Source organism: Cellulosimicrobium cellulans (genome assembly GCF_016907755.1).
Classification (GTDB): domain Bacteria; phylum Actinomycetota; class Actinomycetes; order Actinomycetales; family Cellulomonadaceae; genus Cellulosimicrobium; species Cellulosimicrobium cellulans_D.
This window is the reverse complement of the sequence record NZ_JAFBCN010000001.1, coordinates 1,351,281-1,367,929: the sequence shown is the minus strand read 5'-3', so window position 1 is coordinate 1,367,929 and position 16,649 is coordinate 1,351,281. Positions and strand designations below refer to the sequence as shown.

The 16,649-nt window shown below is 73.9% G+C and carries 13 protein-coding genes; 4 read left to right on the top strand and 9 right to left on the bottom strand.

The genetic code is table 11. The annotated features are described in order from the left end of the window. The first annotated feature begins 15 nt into the window (after nucleotides 1-15). Entirely contained in the window at nucleotides 16-435 is a 420-nt protein-coding gene (locus tag JOE63_RS05935; RefSeq protein WP_087471142.1) for a TIGR03618 family F420-dependent PPOX class oxidoreductase, read from the top strand. A gap of 27 nt (nucleotides 436-462) precedes the next feature. On the opposite strand, the gene JOE63_RS05930 is transcribed toward JOE63_RS05935, so the two are convergent. From JOE63_RS05930 to JOE63_RS05895, 8 genes are all read right to left on the bottom strand, one after another. Next, entirely contained in the window at nucleotides 463-1,578 is a 1,116-nt protein-coding gene (locus JOE63_RS05930) for a mannonate dehydratase (RefSeq protein ID WP_239577347.1), read from the bottom strand. 2 nt (nucleotides 1,579-1,580) lie between these two features. Further along, nucleotides 1,581-3,218, bottom strand: a complete 1,638-nt coding sequence (locus tag JOE63_RS05925; protein WP_307839961.1) for a mannitol dehydrogenase family protein — start codon at nucleotides 3,216-3,218, stop codon at nucleotides 1,581-1,583. Nucleotides 3,219-3,398: 180 nt separating this feature from the next. Beyond that, nucleotides 3,399-4,517, bottom strand: a complete 1,119-nt coding sequence (locus JOE63_RS05920; protein ID WP_307839960.1) for a Gfo/Idh/MocA family protein — start codon at nucleotides 4,515-4,517, stop codon at nucleotides 3,399-3,401. Next, complete coding sequence (locus tag JOE63_RS05915; RefSeq protein ID WP_244286044.1) at nucleotides 4,514-5,329, bottom strand: ABC transporter ATP-binding protein; 816 nt, start codon at nucleotides 5,327-5,329, stop codon at nucleotides 4,514-4,516. The genes JOE63_RS05920 and JOE63_RS05915 overlap by 4 nt, the downstream gene beginning before the upstream one ends. Beyond that, the gene (locus JOE63_RS05910; protein WP_087471140.1) at nucleotides 5,326-6,348 is read right to left on the bottom strand and encodes an ABC transporter substrate-binding protein; all 1,023 of its coding nucleotides are present in this window, start codon (nucleotides 6,346-6,348) and stop codon (nucleotides 5,326-5,328) included. Before JOE63_RS05910 ends, JOE63_RS05915 begins: the two co-directional genes overlap by 4 nt. A gap of 69 nt (nucleotides 6,349-6,417) precedes the next feature. Beyond that, the gene (locus JOE63_RS05905; RefSeq protein WP_239576632.1) at nucleotides 6,418-7,377 is read right to left on the bottom strand and encodes an ABC transporter permease; all 960 of its coding nucleotides are present in this window, start codon (nucleotides 7,375-7,377) and stop codon (nucleotides 6,418-6,420) included. Continuing rightward, nucleotides 7,374-8,201: a sugar phosphate isomerase/epimerase family protein gene (locus tag JOE63_RS05900; protein ID WP_204539883.1), complete on the bottom strand. Its 828-nt coding sequence runs from the start codon at nucleotides 8,199-8,201 to the stop codon at nucleotides 7,374-7,376. The genes JOE63_RS05905 and JOE63_RS05900 overlap by 4 nt, the downstream gene beginning before the upstream one ends. Nucleotides 8,202-8,668: 467 nt before the next feature. Further along, nucleotides 8,669-8,956 (bottom strand): hypothetical protein, encoded by a 288-nt coding sequence (locus JOE63_RS05895; RefSeq protein ID WP_204539880.1) that lies wholly within the window; start codon nucleotides 8,954-8,956, stop codon nucleotides 8,669-8,671. 304 nt (nucleotides 8,957-9,260) lie between these two features. Here JOE63_RS05895 and JOE63_RS05890 point away from each other — a divergent pair, with 304 nt between their 5' ends. Further along, the gene (locus JOE63_RS05890; RefSeq protein ID WP_087471137.1) at nucleotides 9,261-10,265 is read left to right on the top strand and encodes a LacI family DNA-binding transcriptional regulator; all 1,005 of its coding nucleotides are present in this window, start codon (nucleotides 9,261-9,263) and stop codon (nucleotides 10,263-10,265) included. A gap of 155 nt (nucleotides 10,266-10,420) precedes the next feature. Beyond that, nucleotides 10,421-13,810, top strand: coding sequence for a family 16 glycoside hydrolase (locus JOE63_RS05885; protein ID WP_239576631.1), 3,390 nt, complete (start codon nucleotides 10,421-10,423; stop codon nucleotides 13,808-13,810). Between the two features lie 157 nt (nucleotides 13,811-13,967). Here the strand turns inward: JOE63_RS05885 and JOE63_RS05880 are convergent, their stop codons facing one another. After that, nucleotides 13,968-15,002 carry a LacI family DNA-binding transcriptional regulator gene (locus tag JOE63_RS05880; protein ID WP_087471136.1) on the bottom strand — a complete coding sequence of 345 codons (1,035 nt, stop codon included), beginning with the start codon at nucleotides 15,000-15,002 and terminating at the stop codon, nucleotides 13,968-13,970. Nucleotides 15,003-15,173: 171 nt separating this feature from the next. Here JOE63_RS05880 and uxaC point away from each other — a divergent pair, with 171 nt between their 5' ends. Next, on the top strand, nucleotides 15,174-16,637 hold the full coding sequence (gene uxaC / locus JOE63_RS05875; RefSeq protein ID WP_204543493.1) for a glucuronate isomerase: 1,464 nt from the start codon (nucleotides 15,174-15,176) through the stop codon (nucleotides 16,635-16,637). The last annotated feature ends 12 nt before the right edge of the window (nucleotides 16,638-16,649 follow it).

Genomic DNA, 16,649 nt, shown 5'->3' with positions numbered 1-16,649 from the left:
CCCGGAGGTGCCGTCGTGTCCCGACCCCCGCTGCCGTCCCGTCTCGTCGAGCTGCTGCGCCGCCCGAACGCCGCCGTCATGGCGACCGTGCGGTCCGACGGCGCGCCCGTCACCGCGGCGACCTGGTACGTCTGGGAGGACGACGGCCGCGTGCTCGTCAACCTCGACGAGTCGCGCGTGCGGCTCCAGCACCTGCGGAACGACCCGCGCGTCTCGCTCACCGTGCTCGACGAGAACTGGTACACGCACGTGACGCTCATCGGCCGCGTCGTCGAGCTGCGCGCGGACGAGGGCCTGGCCGACATCGACCGGATCTCCCGCCACTACACGGGGCACGAGTACGCGAACCGGCACAGCCCGCGCGTCAGCGCGTGGATCGCGGTCGAGCGCTGGTACGGCTGGGGCGACGCGAAGGCCGCCGCTGGGGACGCGTAGCCCGCACCCCCGGGCAGCGGCCAGCCGTCAGGCGTCGTAGCGGAACGCGTCCCACGCGCCGAGCAGGTACTGGATGCCGAGCGCGCGGTCGTACAGGCCGTAGCCGGGGCGGGGCTTGTTGGTCGTGTTCTCGTCCCACAGGTGCCGGCCGTGGTCGGGGCGCACGTAGCCCTGGTATCCGGCCTCGGCGTACGCCTTCATGATGCCGGTCGTGTCGACGCTGCCCTCGCACGCGCGGTGCGCGACCTCGGTGAAGTCGCCGTTCCCCAGGTGCTTGATGTTGCGCACGTGGGTGAAGTGGATGCGGTCCATGAACGTGCGCACGGCGTCGACCGCGTCCTGCCCGGGGTTCGCGGAGAAGCTGCCGAGGCACAGGGTCAGGCCGTGGTACGGGCTGTCGTGCAGGGACAGCACGCGCGCCAGGTCGTCCTTGGTCGACACGACGCGCGGCCAGCCGAAGACGTCGTAGGGCGGATCGTCGGGGTGCACGCCGAGCTTGACGTCCGCCTCCTCGCACGCGGGGATCACCGCGTCGAGGAAGTACCGGTAGTGGGCGTACATGTCCTCGCGCGTCACGCCCTCGTACGCCGCGTCGAGCTCGGCGAAGCTCGCGAGCCGCTCGGGCTCCCAGCCGGGCAGCGTGAGCCCGTGCGTGTTCGCCTCCATGTCCGCGATGAGGCTCTGCGGCGACATCGCGTCCACGACGGCGCGCTCGAAGAACAGCGCGGTCGAGCCGTCGGGCAGCGGGTGCCACAGGTCGGTGCGCAGCCAGTCGAAGACCGGCATGAAGTTGTAGCAGACGACCTTCACCCCGGCCCGGCCCAGCCGGCGGATCGTCGTCACGTAGTTCTCGATCGCCTCGTCGCGGCTGCGCCCCAGGACGGTCCTGCCGAGCTTGATCGACTCGTGCACGTTGACCGACTCGACCACCTCGGCGTCGAACGTCCGCGTGATCCCGCGCGCGCGGGCCTCGTCGCTCAGGCCGGTGATCTTGGCGACCTCGGCGTCGATCTCCGCCTGCTCCCACACCTCGCCCGCCTGCTTGTCGTGCAGGCTCCACACGATCGTCTCCACACCGGGGACCTGGCGCACGTGGTCGAGCGTGACCGTGTCGTTCCCCTCCCCGTACCAGCGGAACCCCATCTTCACGGCGCAGCCTCCTCGTTCGTCGTGCCGGTCGTGCCGGTCGCGCTCGCGCCGACGACCGCGGCGACGGCACCGTCGGCAACCTCGTCCAGCCGCCCGTCCGGGACCCCGGGCAGCAGGCCGGGGAGGAGGACGAGCGCGCGGACGGCCGTGGCGTCGTCGGGGGAACTCCCGACGACCGCGCGCAGCTCGTCGCCGCGCGGGTCGTCCACCGTGCGCCCCGCCCGGGCCTCCGCGACGACGTACCCGGCCCACGCGGCGAGCGCCGCCACGACGCCCTGCGGCGCCGGGGCGTCCGGGCGCGCGGCGAGGAGGTCGGCGAGCGTCGCGCCCCAGCGGAACGGGATCTTCTGCGTCCCGTCCATCGCGACCTGGCGCGTCGTGTGCCCGGTCGCGGGGTTGGCGAACCGCGCGATCAGCGTCTCGGCGTACGCGGCGAGGTCGACGCCGTCGGGCGCGTCCAGCGTCGCGAGCGCGTCGGCCTGCAGGGCCCGCGCACCTGCGGCGAGCGCCGGGTCGGCGACGGCCGCGGCGATCGTCGCGTGCCCGGCGAGCGAGCCCGCATAGGCGAGATAGGAGTGCGCGCCGTTGAGCAGGCGCAGCTTCGCGCGCTCGTACGGCGCGACGTCGCTCGTGAGGGTCGCCCCGCCCCGCTCCCACGCAGGGCGCGGCCCGGCGAAGCGGTCCTCGATCACCCACTGCAGGAACGGCTCCGCCACCACCAGGCCCTCGTCGCGCGCGCCGAGCAGCGTCTCGACCTCGTCGCGCTGCGCGGGCGTGGTCGCGGGCACGATGCGGTCGACCATGCTGCACGGGAAGGTCACCGACGCGGCGAGCCAGGCGCGCAGCGCGTCACCCTCGGCGCCCGGGAGCGCGGCGTCGACCGCCTCGCTCACGAGCCGCGCGAGCACGTGCCCGTTGTCGGCGAGGTTGTCGCAGCTCAGCACGGTCAGGGGCGCTCCCCCGGCCCGACGGCGTGCCGCGAGGCCGCGCACGAGGAGCCCGACGGCGCTGGTCGCCGCGTCGGCGTCGGCGACGTCCTCCGCGCCGGCCGGGAGGCCCGCGGCCGGCGCGTCCGCGCCCGGAGAGCCCGTGGCCGCCTCCTCGCGGCGCAGCAGGTCGAGGTCGCCCGCGACGGCGTCGACGTCGAGGTGCCCGTCGGCGCGACGCGCGTACCCCTTCTCGGTGACGGTGAGCGTCACGACGTGCGTCGTCGGCGCGGCGAGCGCCGCGAGGACGCGCGCCGTCTCCTCGGCCGGCCACGCGACGTCGGTCACCGACCCCACGACGCGCGGGGACGCCCCGTCGGGCCCGACCGTCAGCACGGTGTAGACCCCGCCCTGCGGACGGAGCTGGTCGCGCACCGACGCGGAGCGCTGCGTCACGCCGAGGATGCCCCAGCGCGTCTCGCCCGTGGCGCGCGCGGCGTCCTCGGTGACGACAGCCTGGTGCGCACGGTGGAACGCGCCGATCCCGAGGTGGACGATCCCGACCTGCGTCGGGCGGACGGGCGCCGGCGGGAACGCGGGGTGGGCGTCGCGGCGCAGGCGCGGTCGCGCCGACCGTGCGGCGTCGGCCGGCGTCGCGGGGGATGACGTCGGGCCGGGTCGGCTCGGGACGTCGGTCGGGGCGGTCACGCGACCTCCTGCGGGTGTCGGTCGGCGACGGGGTCGCCGGCGGTTCTCTGGGGGCTGGGCCCCGAAACGGTTGTGCGAACGATTGTATCCATAGGATCACTGGTGTCTATGAGTCACGGAGGGTGGGGAGTGCAAACGTTCGCAGACCCGAGTGCGGCGATCGTGGGCGTGCGGACGGCGTCACCGCGCCGGTGTCGCCGCCCCTCGCACCGCGAGGTCGCCCGGGCGGACGGCCCGGCCGGTCGCGGCGGCCTCGCGGATCGCGCACAGGAGCCGGACCGTCTCCACCGCGTCGGCGGCGTCGACCGGGGGCGGTGCCGTGCCGTCCAGGGCCGCGAGCACCTGCTCCCACTGCACGCGGTGACCGGCGTGACCGATCGCGAGCGGGTCGGCCGCGCCGCCCGTCGAGGTCCCCGACGTGGGCGCCGGGACGCCCGGCACGTCCCAGCGGAGCACCTCGTCCTGCGCGAGCTCCACCGACCCGCGCGACCCGTGGAGCGCGAGGGTGGCGGGGAACCCCGGGGGCGTGGCCGTCGTCGTCGTGACGACGCCGAGCGCGCCCGACGCGAGGCGCAGCGTCGCGACCGTGGTGTCCTCGGCGGTGTCGTCGTCGGCGCCCGGCACGGGGTCCGCCGCGCGCGACGCGCGCGCGAGCGTCCCCGCCTGGGCGGTGACCGACTCGACCGGCCCGCACAGCCAGCGCAGGAGGTCGACGTTGTGCACGCCCTGGTTCATGAGCGACCCGCCCCCCTCCGCCGTGGACGACCGCCAGCGCGCGGCCGCGTAGTAGTCGTCGTCGCGATACCAGGGGACGTGCGTCGCGACGAGGCGCAGCTCGCCGAGCGCGCCGTCGTCGAGCGCGCGCCGGAGCGCCTGGTGCTGGGGCTCGAAGCGGCGCTGCGAGACCATCGAGACGACCCGGCCCCGCTCGCGCGCCACGCGCTCGACGAGGAGCGCGTCCTCGACCGTCACCGCGAGCGGCTTCTCCACGACGACGTGCTTGCCCGCCGCGAGCGCCGCGAGCGCGAGGCGCGCGTGGCTCCCGCTCGGCGTGCAGACCGCCACGACGTCGACGTCCTCGTGGCGCACCACCTCGTCCGGCGCCAGGTGCGCCGCGGGTCCCGACGGCGTCACGTCGTCGTCGAGGCCCGCGCCCCCGCTGTACGCGACGAGCCGCGCCCGCGGCGCCAGGTCGCGCAGCGCCCGCGCGTGCAGCACGCCGATGCTGCCCATCCCGACGATCCCGACGCCGACGCCGGGACCGCCGCCCCCCGGCGCCGACCGCACGGACGCGCTCACTCGGCGACGTGGCTGGCGCCGAGCAGGTCGCGCAGCCGCTCGGCGGCCCCCGTGAACCGGGGGTCGACGAGCGTCGTGCCGTAGTCGCGCTCGTCGGGCAGCCCGGGCTCGAGGGTCTCGACGATCCGTCCGGGGCGCGGGCTCATGACGACGATCCGGCTCCCCAGGAACACCGCCTCGGGCACGGAGTGCGTGACGAGCACGATCGTCGTGCCGGTCTCGCGCCAGATGCGGTTCATCTCGATGTTCATCTGCTCGCGCGTGAGCGCGTCGAGCGCTCCGAACGGCTCGTCCATGAGCAGGACGCGCGGCTCGTGCAGCAGGGCCCGGCACAGCGCGACGCGCTGCTGCATGCCGCCGGACAGCTCGTGCGGCAGGGCCTTCTCGAAGCCGGTGAGCCCGGTCAGCGCGATGAGCGCGTCCGCGCGCTCCTGCGCCCGGCGCTTGTCCATGCCCCGCATCTCCGCCTGGAGCAGGATGTTCTTGCGCACCCCGCGCCACTCCAGCAGCGCCGAGCGCTGGAACGCGAACCCGATGTCGCGCTGCGGCCGCGTGACGGGCTGCCCGTACAGGCGCACCTCGCCCTCGGTGTACGCGGTGAGGCCCGCGACGATCTTCAGCAGCGTCGACTTGCCGCAGCCGGACGGCCCGACGATCGTGACGAACTCGCCCGGCTGGACGCTCAGGGAGACGTCGTCGAGCGCCACGGTCTCCGACCGCTTCGACGTGAAGCGCATCGTGAGGTCGCGGACCTCGATGATGGGGTCCGTGCCGACCGCGTCGGCGGGGACCGCGAGCTCCGTCGCGGTCACAGGTCCGCCCCGAACGCGCCGTCCCAGAAGTCGGCGGGGGTCGTGCCGCCGTCGAAGTCCGTGTTCTCGGACAGGAACGTCAGGGTGTCCGTCCACTGCTCCTCGGTGTTCACGCCGGGGGCGGGCGCGTCCGCGAGGTTGAGCAGCTCGATCGTCGCGGCGAGCTGCGCCGCCAGGACCGCCTCGTCGGGCGCCTGCTCGGCACCCGCGGCCATCGCCGCGACGGCGGCGTCCGGGTCCTCGGACGCCGCGAGGAACGAGCGCGACGTCGCGCGCACCATCGCCTCGACGAGCTCCGGGTCGTCCGCGATGAGCTTCTCGTTGGCCACCAGCCCGGTGCCGAGCAGGTTCATGCCGAAGTCCGCGAAGGGCAGCGCGTCGACCTCCTCACCGGTCTGGTTCTCGATCGTCGGCGCCTGGTCGTGGTGGAAGCCCTGGATCGCGTCGACCTTGCCCTCGATGAGCGCGGCGATCTTGCCCGCCGCGTCCACGTTGACCACGGTCACGTCCGCCGGATCGACGCCGTTGAGCTCCAGCCAGGCCGGGAACGTGCCGTACATCGCGTCGCCCGGCGTGCCGCCGACCGTCTTGCCCACGAGGTCGGCGGGCTCGCTGATGCCCTGGTCGGCGAAGAACTCCACCGAGCTGGGCCCGGTCTGGAGGAACACGCCGACGCTGCGCACCGGCATGCCGGAGCTGATCGCGTTCGCGAGCGGCGGGGTGTCCGCCCAGCCGAAGTCGGTGTTGCGCTGCGCGACCTGCTGGACCGTGTTCCCCGAGCCGTTGCCCGGCTGGATCGTGAGGTCGATCCCCTCCTCCTCGAAGATCCCCTGCTCGACGCCGTAGTAGAACGGCGCGTGCTCGCCGTAGGGCACCCAGTTGAGCGTGACGGTGACCTCGGTGAGGCCGCCCTCGCCCTCCGCGGGGCCGGACGGGTCGGCCGACTGCCCGCAGGCCGCCGTCCCCGCCACCACGACGCCGGCCACGGCCAGCGAGACTGTCAGACGTGCACCACGCATGGGAAGACTCCTTCTGCTCGCGCCGCCTCGTCGTCGGGGCGGCGAACTCTGGGGTGGGTCAGGGGTGGTTCAGGAGGACGCGAGGACGAGGTTCCCGCGCCGCGACGCGTGCCACGGGATGAGGAGACGCTCCAGCAGCTCGACGAGGAGGAACAGCACGACGCCGATGAGCGACATGAGGATGAGGTCGGCGAACAGGAGCGGCGCGTCGAGGTTGCCGCTCGCGAGGAGCAGCACGTACCCGAGGCCGCGGTCGGCGCCGACGAACTCGCCGACGACCGCCCCCACCACCGCGAGCGTGACCGCGACCTTGAGGCCGGACATGAGCTGCGGCAGCGACCCCGGGAAGCGGATCTTGCGGAACGTCTTCCAGCGCGACGCGCCCATGGTCGCCGACATCTCCAGCAGCTCGGGGTCGATCGACCGCAGCCCCGCGACGGCCGAGACCACGACCGGGAAGAACGCGATGAGCACCGCGAGGATGATCTTGGGCGCCGCGCCGAACCCGAACCAGACCACGAGGATCGGGGCGATCGCGATCTTGGGGATCACCTGGGCGAAGAGGATGAGCGGGTAGAGCGACTTCTCGGCCGTCGGCGAGTAGACGAGGAGCACGGCCGTCGCGACGCCGATCACGGACGCGAGCACGAACCCGACGACCGTCTCCATCGTGGTCACCCAGGTGTGCTCGGCGAGCATCGCCCAGTCCTCGACCATCGTGTCCCAGACGGCCCCCGGCGACGGGACCAGGTACGCCGGCACGAGCTCGCGCCACGCGACGAACCACCACACGGCGAACAGCGCGAGCAGCACCAGCGCGGGGCGCCAGGCTGCCGAGGCGACCGCCGCCACCCGGCTGCCGACCGACGTCGTGCCGCGCGGGCGCGGGCCGGGGCGCCGGGCCGCCCCGGCGGGCGGTCGCGCCGCCTGGCGGGCCGGTCGCACTTCCTGGGCAGTCGTCATCGTGCGGTCCTCCATGGTCGTGGTCCTGGTCGTCGGCGGGACGTCCGGGCTGGGCGCGTCGGTCATCGGAACGGCACCGCCTCGGCGTCGAGGATCGTGGTGAAGGCCTCCCAGGCCTCGGTGAACAGCTCCGGCCCGGAGAACCCGCCGAGGCTGTGCGCCTCGCTCAGGTGCGGCTCGAGCGAGAAGAACCCGTCGAAGCCGTCGTCGCGCAGCGCACGCACGGTCTCGGGCACCTCGCCGTCCCCGCGCCCGGCGGGCACGACGGCGCCCGTCGCCGCGAGCGCGTCCTTCACCTGGACGTACTCCAGGTACGGGCGCAGCAGCGCGTAGCCGTCGGTGAAGGGGCGCACGCCCACCTGGACGAAGTTGGCCGAGTCCCACGCGAGGGCCAGGTGCGGCGAGCCGACGGACTCGACCACGTCCAGGCACCGCTCCGGGACGTCGCCGTAGACGTCCTTCTCGTTCTCGTGGACCAGCACGACGCCCGCCGCGCGCGCCACGTCGGCGAGCGCCGCCATCCGGCTCAGGACGACGTCGCGCCACGACGCCGGGTCGGTCCCCGGGCGCACGAAGAACGAGAACACCCGCACGTACGGGGCCCCGAGCTGCCGGGCGACGCGCGCGGCGTGACGCATCCGGTCGAGGTGGGGGTCGAAGTCCTCGTCGACGAAGATCTTGCCGACGGGCGACCCGATGCTGGAGACGCGGAGGTCGTGCCGGTGCAGCAGGCCCGCGACCCGCTCGCGCTGGTCGTCGTCGAGGTCGAGCACGTTGGTGCCCCACGCGCTGCGGAGCTCGACGAACCCCAGCCCGAGCTCGGAGGCGACGACGCACTGCGTCTCGACGTCAGGGGAGATCTCGTCGGCGAAGCCCGAGAGCGTCCACATCGAGCGCCCTCCCTTCTGCTGGTGGCTCCCGTGGCGACGCCGCGGCCCGGCACCGTGAGCCCGCGGGCCGCAGCCTCCGGCCCGGGGAGGGGCTCGTGCGGAGGGGCGGCGCGGGGCCGATGAGGCGAGGACGCGGGGTCGTACGGGACGGTGGTCGAGGTCCTGCGCACGGAGCTCGTTCTCCGTGCGCCTGGCATGGACAGTAGGTGCGGGCCATCGCCGGGACAACGAGTTGCCATTTGTTGCACCTGACAGCGCTGGACGAGCGGTCGGGGCGCGAGGCGCGCCGGGGCGCGGGTGCCGGACCGTGACGTCAGGACGACACGCGCGGAAAGGCGTGGTTGCCGTCGGTTGCCACCGGTCGGCGCCGCTGGACGACGCCCTGCGACGGTTCGGTGACGGACCGTCGGCGGCTGGCCGGGCCGCGTCAGGGCGGGGCGCCGGGTGCGCGGAGGGCGCGCCGGGCGTCAGGCGCCGGGGTCCGGCGGGGTGCCGAGGTCCAGGGCGACGAGCCGGAAGCCCGCCGACCGGACGGCCCGCAGCACCTCGCCGCGCAACGGCTCGCTCGCCACGACGGGCAGCTCCGTGTGGGGGGCCTCGATCCGGGCGAGGTCGCCGTGGTGGTGGACCCGCAGGTCCTCCAGGCCGAGCCGGCGCAGCTCGCTCTCGGCCGCCTCGACCTGGACGGCGGCCTCACCGTCGCGGGCGCGGTCGACGGCGAGGTCGACCGACGGCGCCTGGTCCGTGCGGCTCATCGGCACCGCCCGCCGGGCACGACCGTGGCGGCACCGGAGGGTCGAGGTCCAGGCCGCCGACGTGCCGTCGTCGGGCGCAGGGACGCGTTCGCACGCGAGATCACGGAGCCATTGGAGGATGCCCGTCGGGGCCCGTCAAGGAGTTGCCGTCGGTTGCCGTGGGTTGCCACGGGACGCGCCGCGTGCGGGTCGTCGCACGGTACGAGCCACGGGTGCGTACCTGCTGGTCACGCGGCACGACCGCGACACGAGGATGACAACCGGTTGTTGTCCACCGCTGTCAAGGCCGTTACAGTCCGACCGCATGACCTCAGCCGGCAATGGTGCCAGCCCGACGATCTACGACGTCGCCCAGGCGGCCGGCGTCGCCCCCTCGACCGTGTCACGGACGTTCTCGCGTCCCGGCCGCGTCAACGCGCAGACCGCGGAGCGCATCCGCCAGGTCGCGAGCGAGCTCGGCTACCGGACGAACCCGCTGGCCCGCGGCCTGCCGACGGGCCGGACCTCGCTCCTCGCGATCGTCGTGGCCGACGTGACCAACCCCTTCTTCTTCGAGATCATCCGCGGCGCGGAGAAGACGGCCCGCGACGCCGGGTACACGCTGCTCATGGTCGACGCCCACGAGTCCGACGAGGCGGAGCGCCGCGCGCTGGACCGGACCCTGCCCCTCGTCGAGGGCCTGGTCCTCGCGACCTCACGGCTCTCGGACTCCTCGATCCGGGTCGCGGCGAAGCAGCGTCCCACCGTCGTCATGAACCGGCACATGACGGACGTCCCGAGCGTCCTGACGGACAACGCGCAGGGCATGCGCAGCGCCGTCGAGCACCTGGCCGACCTCGGGCACACGAGCCTCGCCTACGTCGCGGGGCCCGAGGCGTCGTGGGCCGACGGGATGCGCTGGCGCGCGTTCCGCGAGGCGACGCGCGAGACCGACGTCCAGGCACGGCGGATCGGCCCGTTCCCGCCGACGCTCGCCGGCGGGCTCTCCGCGGCCAAGTCGCTCGTCAAGCACCCCGCCACGGCGGCCGTCGCGTACAACGACCTCATCGCGATCGGCGCGATGCGCGGCCTGCGCCGGCTCGGGGTCGAGGTCCCGCGCGACCTGAGCATCGTCGGGTTCGACAACATCTTCGGCTCGGACTTCTGCACCCCGCCGCTCACGACCGTCGCCGCGCCGCTGCGCCACTTCGGGTCGTTCGCGGTCCAGCGGCTCCTGGCACAGCTCCGCCCGTCGCCCGCGCCCGCCGCCGGGCCGACGCTGCTCCCGGCCAAGCTCGTCGAGCGCGGCTCGACGGGCCGCCCGGCCTGACCCCGTCCCCGCGGGCGCCGCCGTCGGCGGGACAGGGGGCAACAAGTGGCAACTCGTTGCCCGGACCGCGCGCGCCCCGGATAGTGACGGCACAGCGCACCGATGCGCGCCCTGTGCGCAGTCCGACGCACGGTCCTCGACGGAGAGGCAGGCTGATGGAACACCCCTCGACCGACGCACCACCCCCGCACGCCACGCCCGGGCACCGACGCAGAAGACGGCGCGCCGTCGTGGCGGCGCTCGCCGCCCTGGCCGTGCCGTCCGGCGTCCTCACGGCCCAGGCCGCGGTGCCGACCGCCGCGCCCGCCGTGGCACCTGCCGCGACGCAGGCGGACATCCGCCCGCAGGAGCCCGGCGTGACGCTGCGCGTCTTCGACGTCCAGGTCATCCTCGACGACTACTGCACGCTCAAGCCGGGGCAGACGCCCAACGTCGACAAGATCATGCCGACCATCGACTGGACCACGGCGGCCGACTTCGGGCTCACGGACAAGTTCGTCACCGAGGTGACGGGGTACCTGAACGTCCCCGAGGCCGGGACGTACGACTTCCGGATCACGAACGACGACGGCGCGCGGCTGCTGCTCGACGACGAGCTCGTCGTCGACCACCCGGGACGCCACGGCGCGACGCCCAAGGAGGGGTCGATCGCGCTCGAGGCGGGGTACCGCGCGCTGCGCATCGACCACTTCGACGGCGAGTTCGACCAGCGGCTCAAGCTCGAGTGGCGCCCGCCGGGCGCGTCGGGCTACGTCGTCGTGCCGAACTCCGTGCTGAGCACCGACGCCGACGTCACGCGCGTCACCTCGCCCGGCCGCAAGCAGTGCGAGGGCGTCACCGAGGCCCCCGGCGACGGCCTGCCCCTCACCGAGGTGCACCCCGACTACACGCTCACCGACCTGCGCCCCGAGGGCTTCCAGCCCCAGGTGACCGGCATGGACTGGCTGCCCGACGGCCGTCTGGCCATCTCCACGTGGGGCGGCGACCGGCTCACGCAGCTCGGCGCGGTGTACCTGGTCGACCACGTCCAGGGGGACACCGGCGCGGACGAGGTGACGTACACCCAGGTCGCGGAGGGCCTGACGGAGCCGATGGGCCTCAAGTACGTCGACGGCACGATCTACGTGTCCGAGAAGGACGGCCTCACCGCGCTCGTCGACACCGACGGCGACGAGGTCGCCGACGAGTACGACACGATCGCGACCTGGCCGTTCGGCGGCAACTACCACGAGTTCGCGTTCGGCCTCCTGTACGAGGACGGCTACTTCTACATCACGACCGGCATCGCGATGGTGCCGGGCGGCAACTCGCTCGACCCACAGCTCGCGGAGAACCGCGGCTCGGTCATGAAGATCAGCAAGGAGACCGGCGAGGTCGAGTACGTCGCGGGCGGCCTGCGCACCCCGAACGGGCTCGGCTGGGGCGCCGACGGCGCCATGTACGTCGCCGACAACCAGGGCGTCCGCATCCCGACGTCCAAGCTCGTGCGCGTCGAGGAAGGCGCGTTCTACAACCACTTCACCAACCCCGACGGCCCCTACGACGACCAGCCCGTCACCGAGCCGGTCCTGTGGATGCCGCACAGCGAGATCTCGAACTCGCCCAGCAACCCGGTCGTGCTCACCGAGGGCGTGTTCGCCGGTCAGCTCGCGATCGGCGACGTCACGTACGGCGGCCTGCAGCGCGCCTACCTCGAGGACGTCGCGGGCCAGGAGCAGGGTGCCGTCTTCCGCATGACGCAGGGCCTGGAGTCCGGCGTCAGCCGGACGAGCGTCGGCCCCGACGGTGCGATCTACGTCGGTGGCATCGGCTGGTCCGGCAACTGGGGCCAGGCGGGCAAGCTCTCCTACGGCCTGCAGAAGCTCACGTACGACGACAACAACGCGTTCGACATGCTCGCGATGCGGGCCGTCGAGGGCGGCTTCGAGATCGAGTACACGCAGCCGCTGTCCGAGGAGACGGCACAGGACCTCGCGTCGAAGTACACCGCCGCGCAGTGGCGCTACGTCGCGACCCCGCAGTACGGGGGCCCGAAGGTCGACGAGGAAGACCTCGACGTCGCGGCCGCGACCGTCTCGGAGGACCGCAAGACCGTCACGCTCCAGATCGACGGGCTGAAGCCCGGCCGCGTCGTGAACGTCCACTCCCCGCGCCCGTTCGCGTCGGAGAGCGGCCAGGAGCTGTGGAGCACCGAGGCCTGGTACACCCTCACGCGCCTGCCCGACGGGTCCGTCGCGCCGCCGGTCTACGAGGCCGAGGCAGCGAACATCGAGGGCGGGGCCGGGTGGAACAGCAACCACGCCGGCTACTCGGGGTCCGGGTTCGTGGACCGCAACTGGGAGCCGGGTGCGCAGACGACGTTCGCCGTCCGCACCGAGGAGGCCGGCCTGCACGACCTCGCGATCCGCTACGCCAACGGCCAGAACAGCGACCCCGCGCCGCTGCCGAGGAACCTGAGCCTCTACGTCAACGGCGAGAAGATCAAGCAGGTCTGGTTCGACAGCACGGTGGCCTGGTCCACCTGGGCCACCCAGGTCGAGACCGTGCCGCTGCGCGAGGGCGCCAACACCATCACGATCCGGCACGACGACGACGACATCGGGCACGTCAACCTCGACAGCCTCACGGTCACCCCGACCGAGCGCATCGCGCTGTTCGACGGCGACGACCTCGACCAGTGGGCGGCCGTCAACGGCGGCGGGCCCGCGACCTGGCCGATCGCCGACGGCTCCGTCGAGTCGTTCGGCGGCGACATCCGCACCAAGGAGAAGTTCGACGACTTCCGGATGCACGTCGAGTGGTACCAGCCCGAGCACGCGCCCGACGTCACGGGCCAGGCCCGCGGCAACAGCGGCGTCTACATCCAGGAGCGGTACGAGGTGCAGGTGCTCGAGTCCTTCGGCATCGACCCGCCGAAGAACAACGACGCCGGGTCGATCTACCTCCAGAAGGCCCCGGACGTGAACGCCGCGACCCCGATGGGCACGTGGCAGACGTACGACCTCGAGTTCCGGGCGGCGCGGTTCGGTCCCGACGGCAAGAAGACCGAGGACGCCCGCATCACCCTCGTGTGGAACGGGCAGGTCGTGCACGACGACGTCGCGGTCACCGGCAAGACCGGAAACGGCCGGGCAGAGGGACCCACGTCGGGGTACATCAAGCTCCAGGACCACGGCGACCCCGGCCTCAACCCCCGGTTCCGCAACATCTGGATCGAGCGCCTCCCCAGCGTGGAGGAGCCCGGCCAGGAGGAGGTCGCGATCACCGCGACCGCCGAGGTCCGGTGCCTCGCGGGCACGCCGTACGTCGCCGTCCGCGCGCTCAACGAGGACACCGTCCCGCTGGACGTCGTCCTCGACACGCCGTACGGGTCCAAGACGTTCACCGACGTCGCCCCCGGCAAGAACGCCTACCAGTCGTTCGCCGTCCGGGGCGTCGAGGACCCGGCGGCCGGATCCGTGACCGTCACCGCCCGTCCGTCCGACACCTCTGACGAGCGGGAGACCGTCGCGACGCCGGAGCACGGCCAGCCGTCCTGCGGCTGACCGACCCGGTCCCGGACCCGGGGCTGTCTCGTGCGCCACCCCGGCGCACGAGGCAGCCCCGGGTCCGTCGTCTGCCGAGGAAGAACCCGGGCAGCGCGAGGTAGAGGTTTCGGTCGCGAGGTAGAGCCCCGCGAGCTCTACCCGGAGACGGGAGGCCCTATCTCGGCGGGACCGGCTGGCCGGTGGGGGCGAGGGTCGTGGAGTCGCGGACGACGAGCTCGACCGGGAGGACGTCGTCCGCCGACTCCTCGGGGGGTGTCCCGACGGTGGCGGCGACGTCGGGGCGGCGCGTGCCGAGCGCCGCGACCAGCCGGTCGACGGCGCGGGCGCCGAGCTGCGCGAGGTCCGTGCGGACCGTGGTCAGCGGCGGGGAGGCGAGGGTCGCGACGAACGTGTCGTCGAACCCGACGACGCTGAGGTCGCGCGGGACGTCGACGCCCCGTTCGCGCAGGCGGGCCACGAGGCCGAGGGCGACGAGGTCGTTGTAGGCGAGCACCGCCGTCGCGCCGGACGCGACGACGAGGTCGGCCGCCGCACGACCGCCCTCGACGCGGGGGCGGAACGACCCGACGGTCACGGTCTCGACGTCCGGGTAGCGCTCGCGGACGGCGTCGAGGCCGGCGCGGCGCCGCGCGTCCGACCACGACCGGTCGGGCCCGCCGACGTACGCGACGCGGCGGTGGCCGAGCGCGCGCAGGTGCTCGACGGCGAGGACGACGCCGTGCGCGTCGTCGGAGGAGACGGAGGGGACGCCGTCGTGCCGGAGGTTGACGAGGACGACGGGGGCGTCGCGCGCGGCGTCGAGGTCCGCCTCGGCGGCGCGCGGGGAGCACAGCACGAGCCCGTCCGTCTGGGACCGCAGACCGGTCACGAGCTCGGTCTCGAGCGCGGGGTCCTCCCCCGCGTCGACGACGAAGACGGCGTGGCCGGTCTGGCGCGCCCGCGCCTGCACGCCCTTGGTCACGGACGCGAAGTAGGGGTTCTCCAGGTCGGGCACCACGAGCCCCAGCGCTCCGGTGCGGCCGGCGCGCAGCCCGCTCGCGGCGCGGTTGGGCCGGTACCCGAGGCGGTTGGCGACGGCGACGACGCGGTCGCGCGTCTCCGGGGCGACGCGCTCAGGCTCGGCGAGCGCGCGGGAGACCGTGGAGATCGACACCCCGCTCTCGCGGGCGACGTCACGGACGGTGACCACGGCTGCCTCCTCGGGGCTGGGGACCCCGTGGGGAGACGGGGGCTGCGAACGATTGTAGCGCTCGGGGGTCGTGGCACATCAGAACACCGATGACGTAGGATGCAAACGTTCGCAACGACGCCACTGGAGGAACCCGTGACGAGCACGGCCCACCTGGACCCGACCACCGCGATGGCGCCGTGGTCCCTGCACCCCGACCGCGCGCTCCCCGCCGACCCCGTGCTCCGACCGCTCGCCCGCGAGGTCTACGCCGCGACGCGCGACCTGCCGATCGTCTCCATGCACGGGCACGTCGACGCCGCGCTGCTCGCCGACGACGCCCCGTTCGGCGACCCCGCCGCGCTGTTCGTGACGCCGGACCACTACCTCGTGCGCATGCTCGTCGCGCAGAGCACGTCGCCGCACGGCGCACCGGGCGTGCGCGGCGTCCAGGACCTCGGCGTCGCGCCCGTGCCCGGCGCGCCCGACGGCACCCCGCCCGCCGAGACGGACCCGCGCGAGATCTGGCGCCGGTTCTGCGCGGGCTGGCACCTGTTCCGGGGCACCCCGACGCGCTACTGGACCGAGCACGCGCTCGTCGAGGTGTTCGGCGCAACGGTGAAGCCGTCGGCGCAGACCGCCGACGTGCTGTACGACCACCTGATCGACCGCCTCGCGCGCCCCGAGTTCCGGCCGCGTGCGCTGTTCGAGCAGTTCGGCCTCGAGCTCCTCGCGACGACCGACCCCGCGCAGTCCCCGCTCGCCGACCACGCGCGCCTCGCGGCCGACGGCTGGGGCGAGCGGGTCGTGCCGACGTTCCGCCCCGACCCGCTCCTGCACGTCGACCGTGCGGACTGGGCCACCCAGGTGGCCGAGCTCGGCGCGGCGGCGGGGACCGACGTCGTCGACTACCGGTCCTACCTCGATGCGCTCCGGTCGCGCCGCGCCGCGTTCGTCGCCGCCGGCGCCCGCGCGACGGACCACGGCCACCTGACCGCCGACACCACGCCCCTCGACGACGTCGACGCCGCCCGCATCCTCGACCGCGCGCTGCGCGGCGAGGCCACCGCGGCGGACGCCCGGGCCTTCTCCGCCCACATGCTCTTCCAGATGGCCGCGATGTCGGCCGAGGACGGGCTCGTCATGCAGCTCCACCCGGGCGTCCTGCGCGACCACTGCTCCGGCGTCGTGCAGGCGTACGGCCCCGACAAGGGCTACGACATCCCCGAGCGCACCGAGTACGTCCGCGCGCTGCGCCCGGTCCTGGAGGCGTTCGGCCACCACCCGGGCTTCCGGATGATCGCGTTCACCGTCGACGAGGACACGTTCTCGCGCGAGCTCGCCCCGCTCGCGGGCGTCTACCCGGCGCTGCGGCTCGGCGCGCCGTGGTGGTTCCTCGACACCCCCGACGGCATGCGCCGCTTCCGCGAGGCCGCGACCGACTCCGCGGGCTTCTACAACACGAGCGGCTTCGTCGACGACACGCGCGCCTTCTGCTCCGTCCCGGCCCGCCACGACCTCGCGCGCCGGATCGACGCCGGCCACCTCGCCCGCCTCGTCGCCGAGCACCGCCTCGACCTCGACGAGGCGCTGGAGACCGCCGTCGACCTCGCCTACCACCTGCCGAAGGCGTCCTACCCGCCGTTGAATGCATGACGTGGTCGCCGC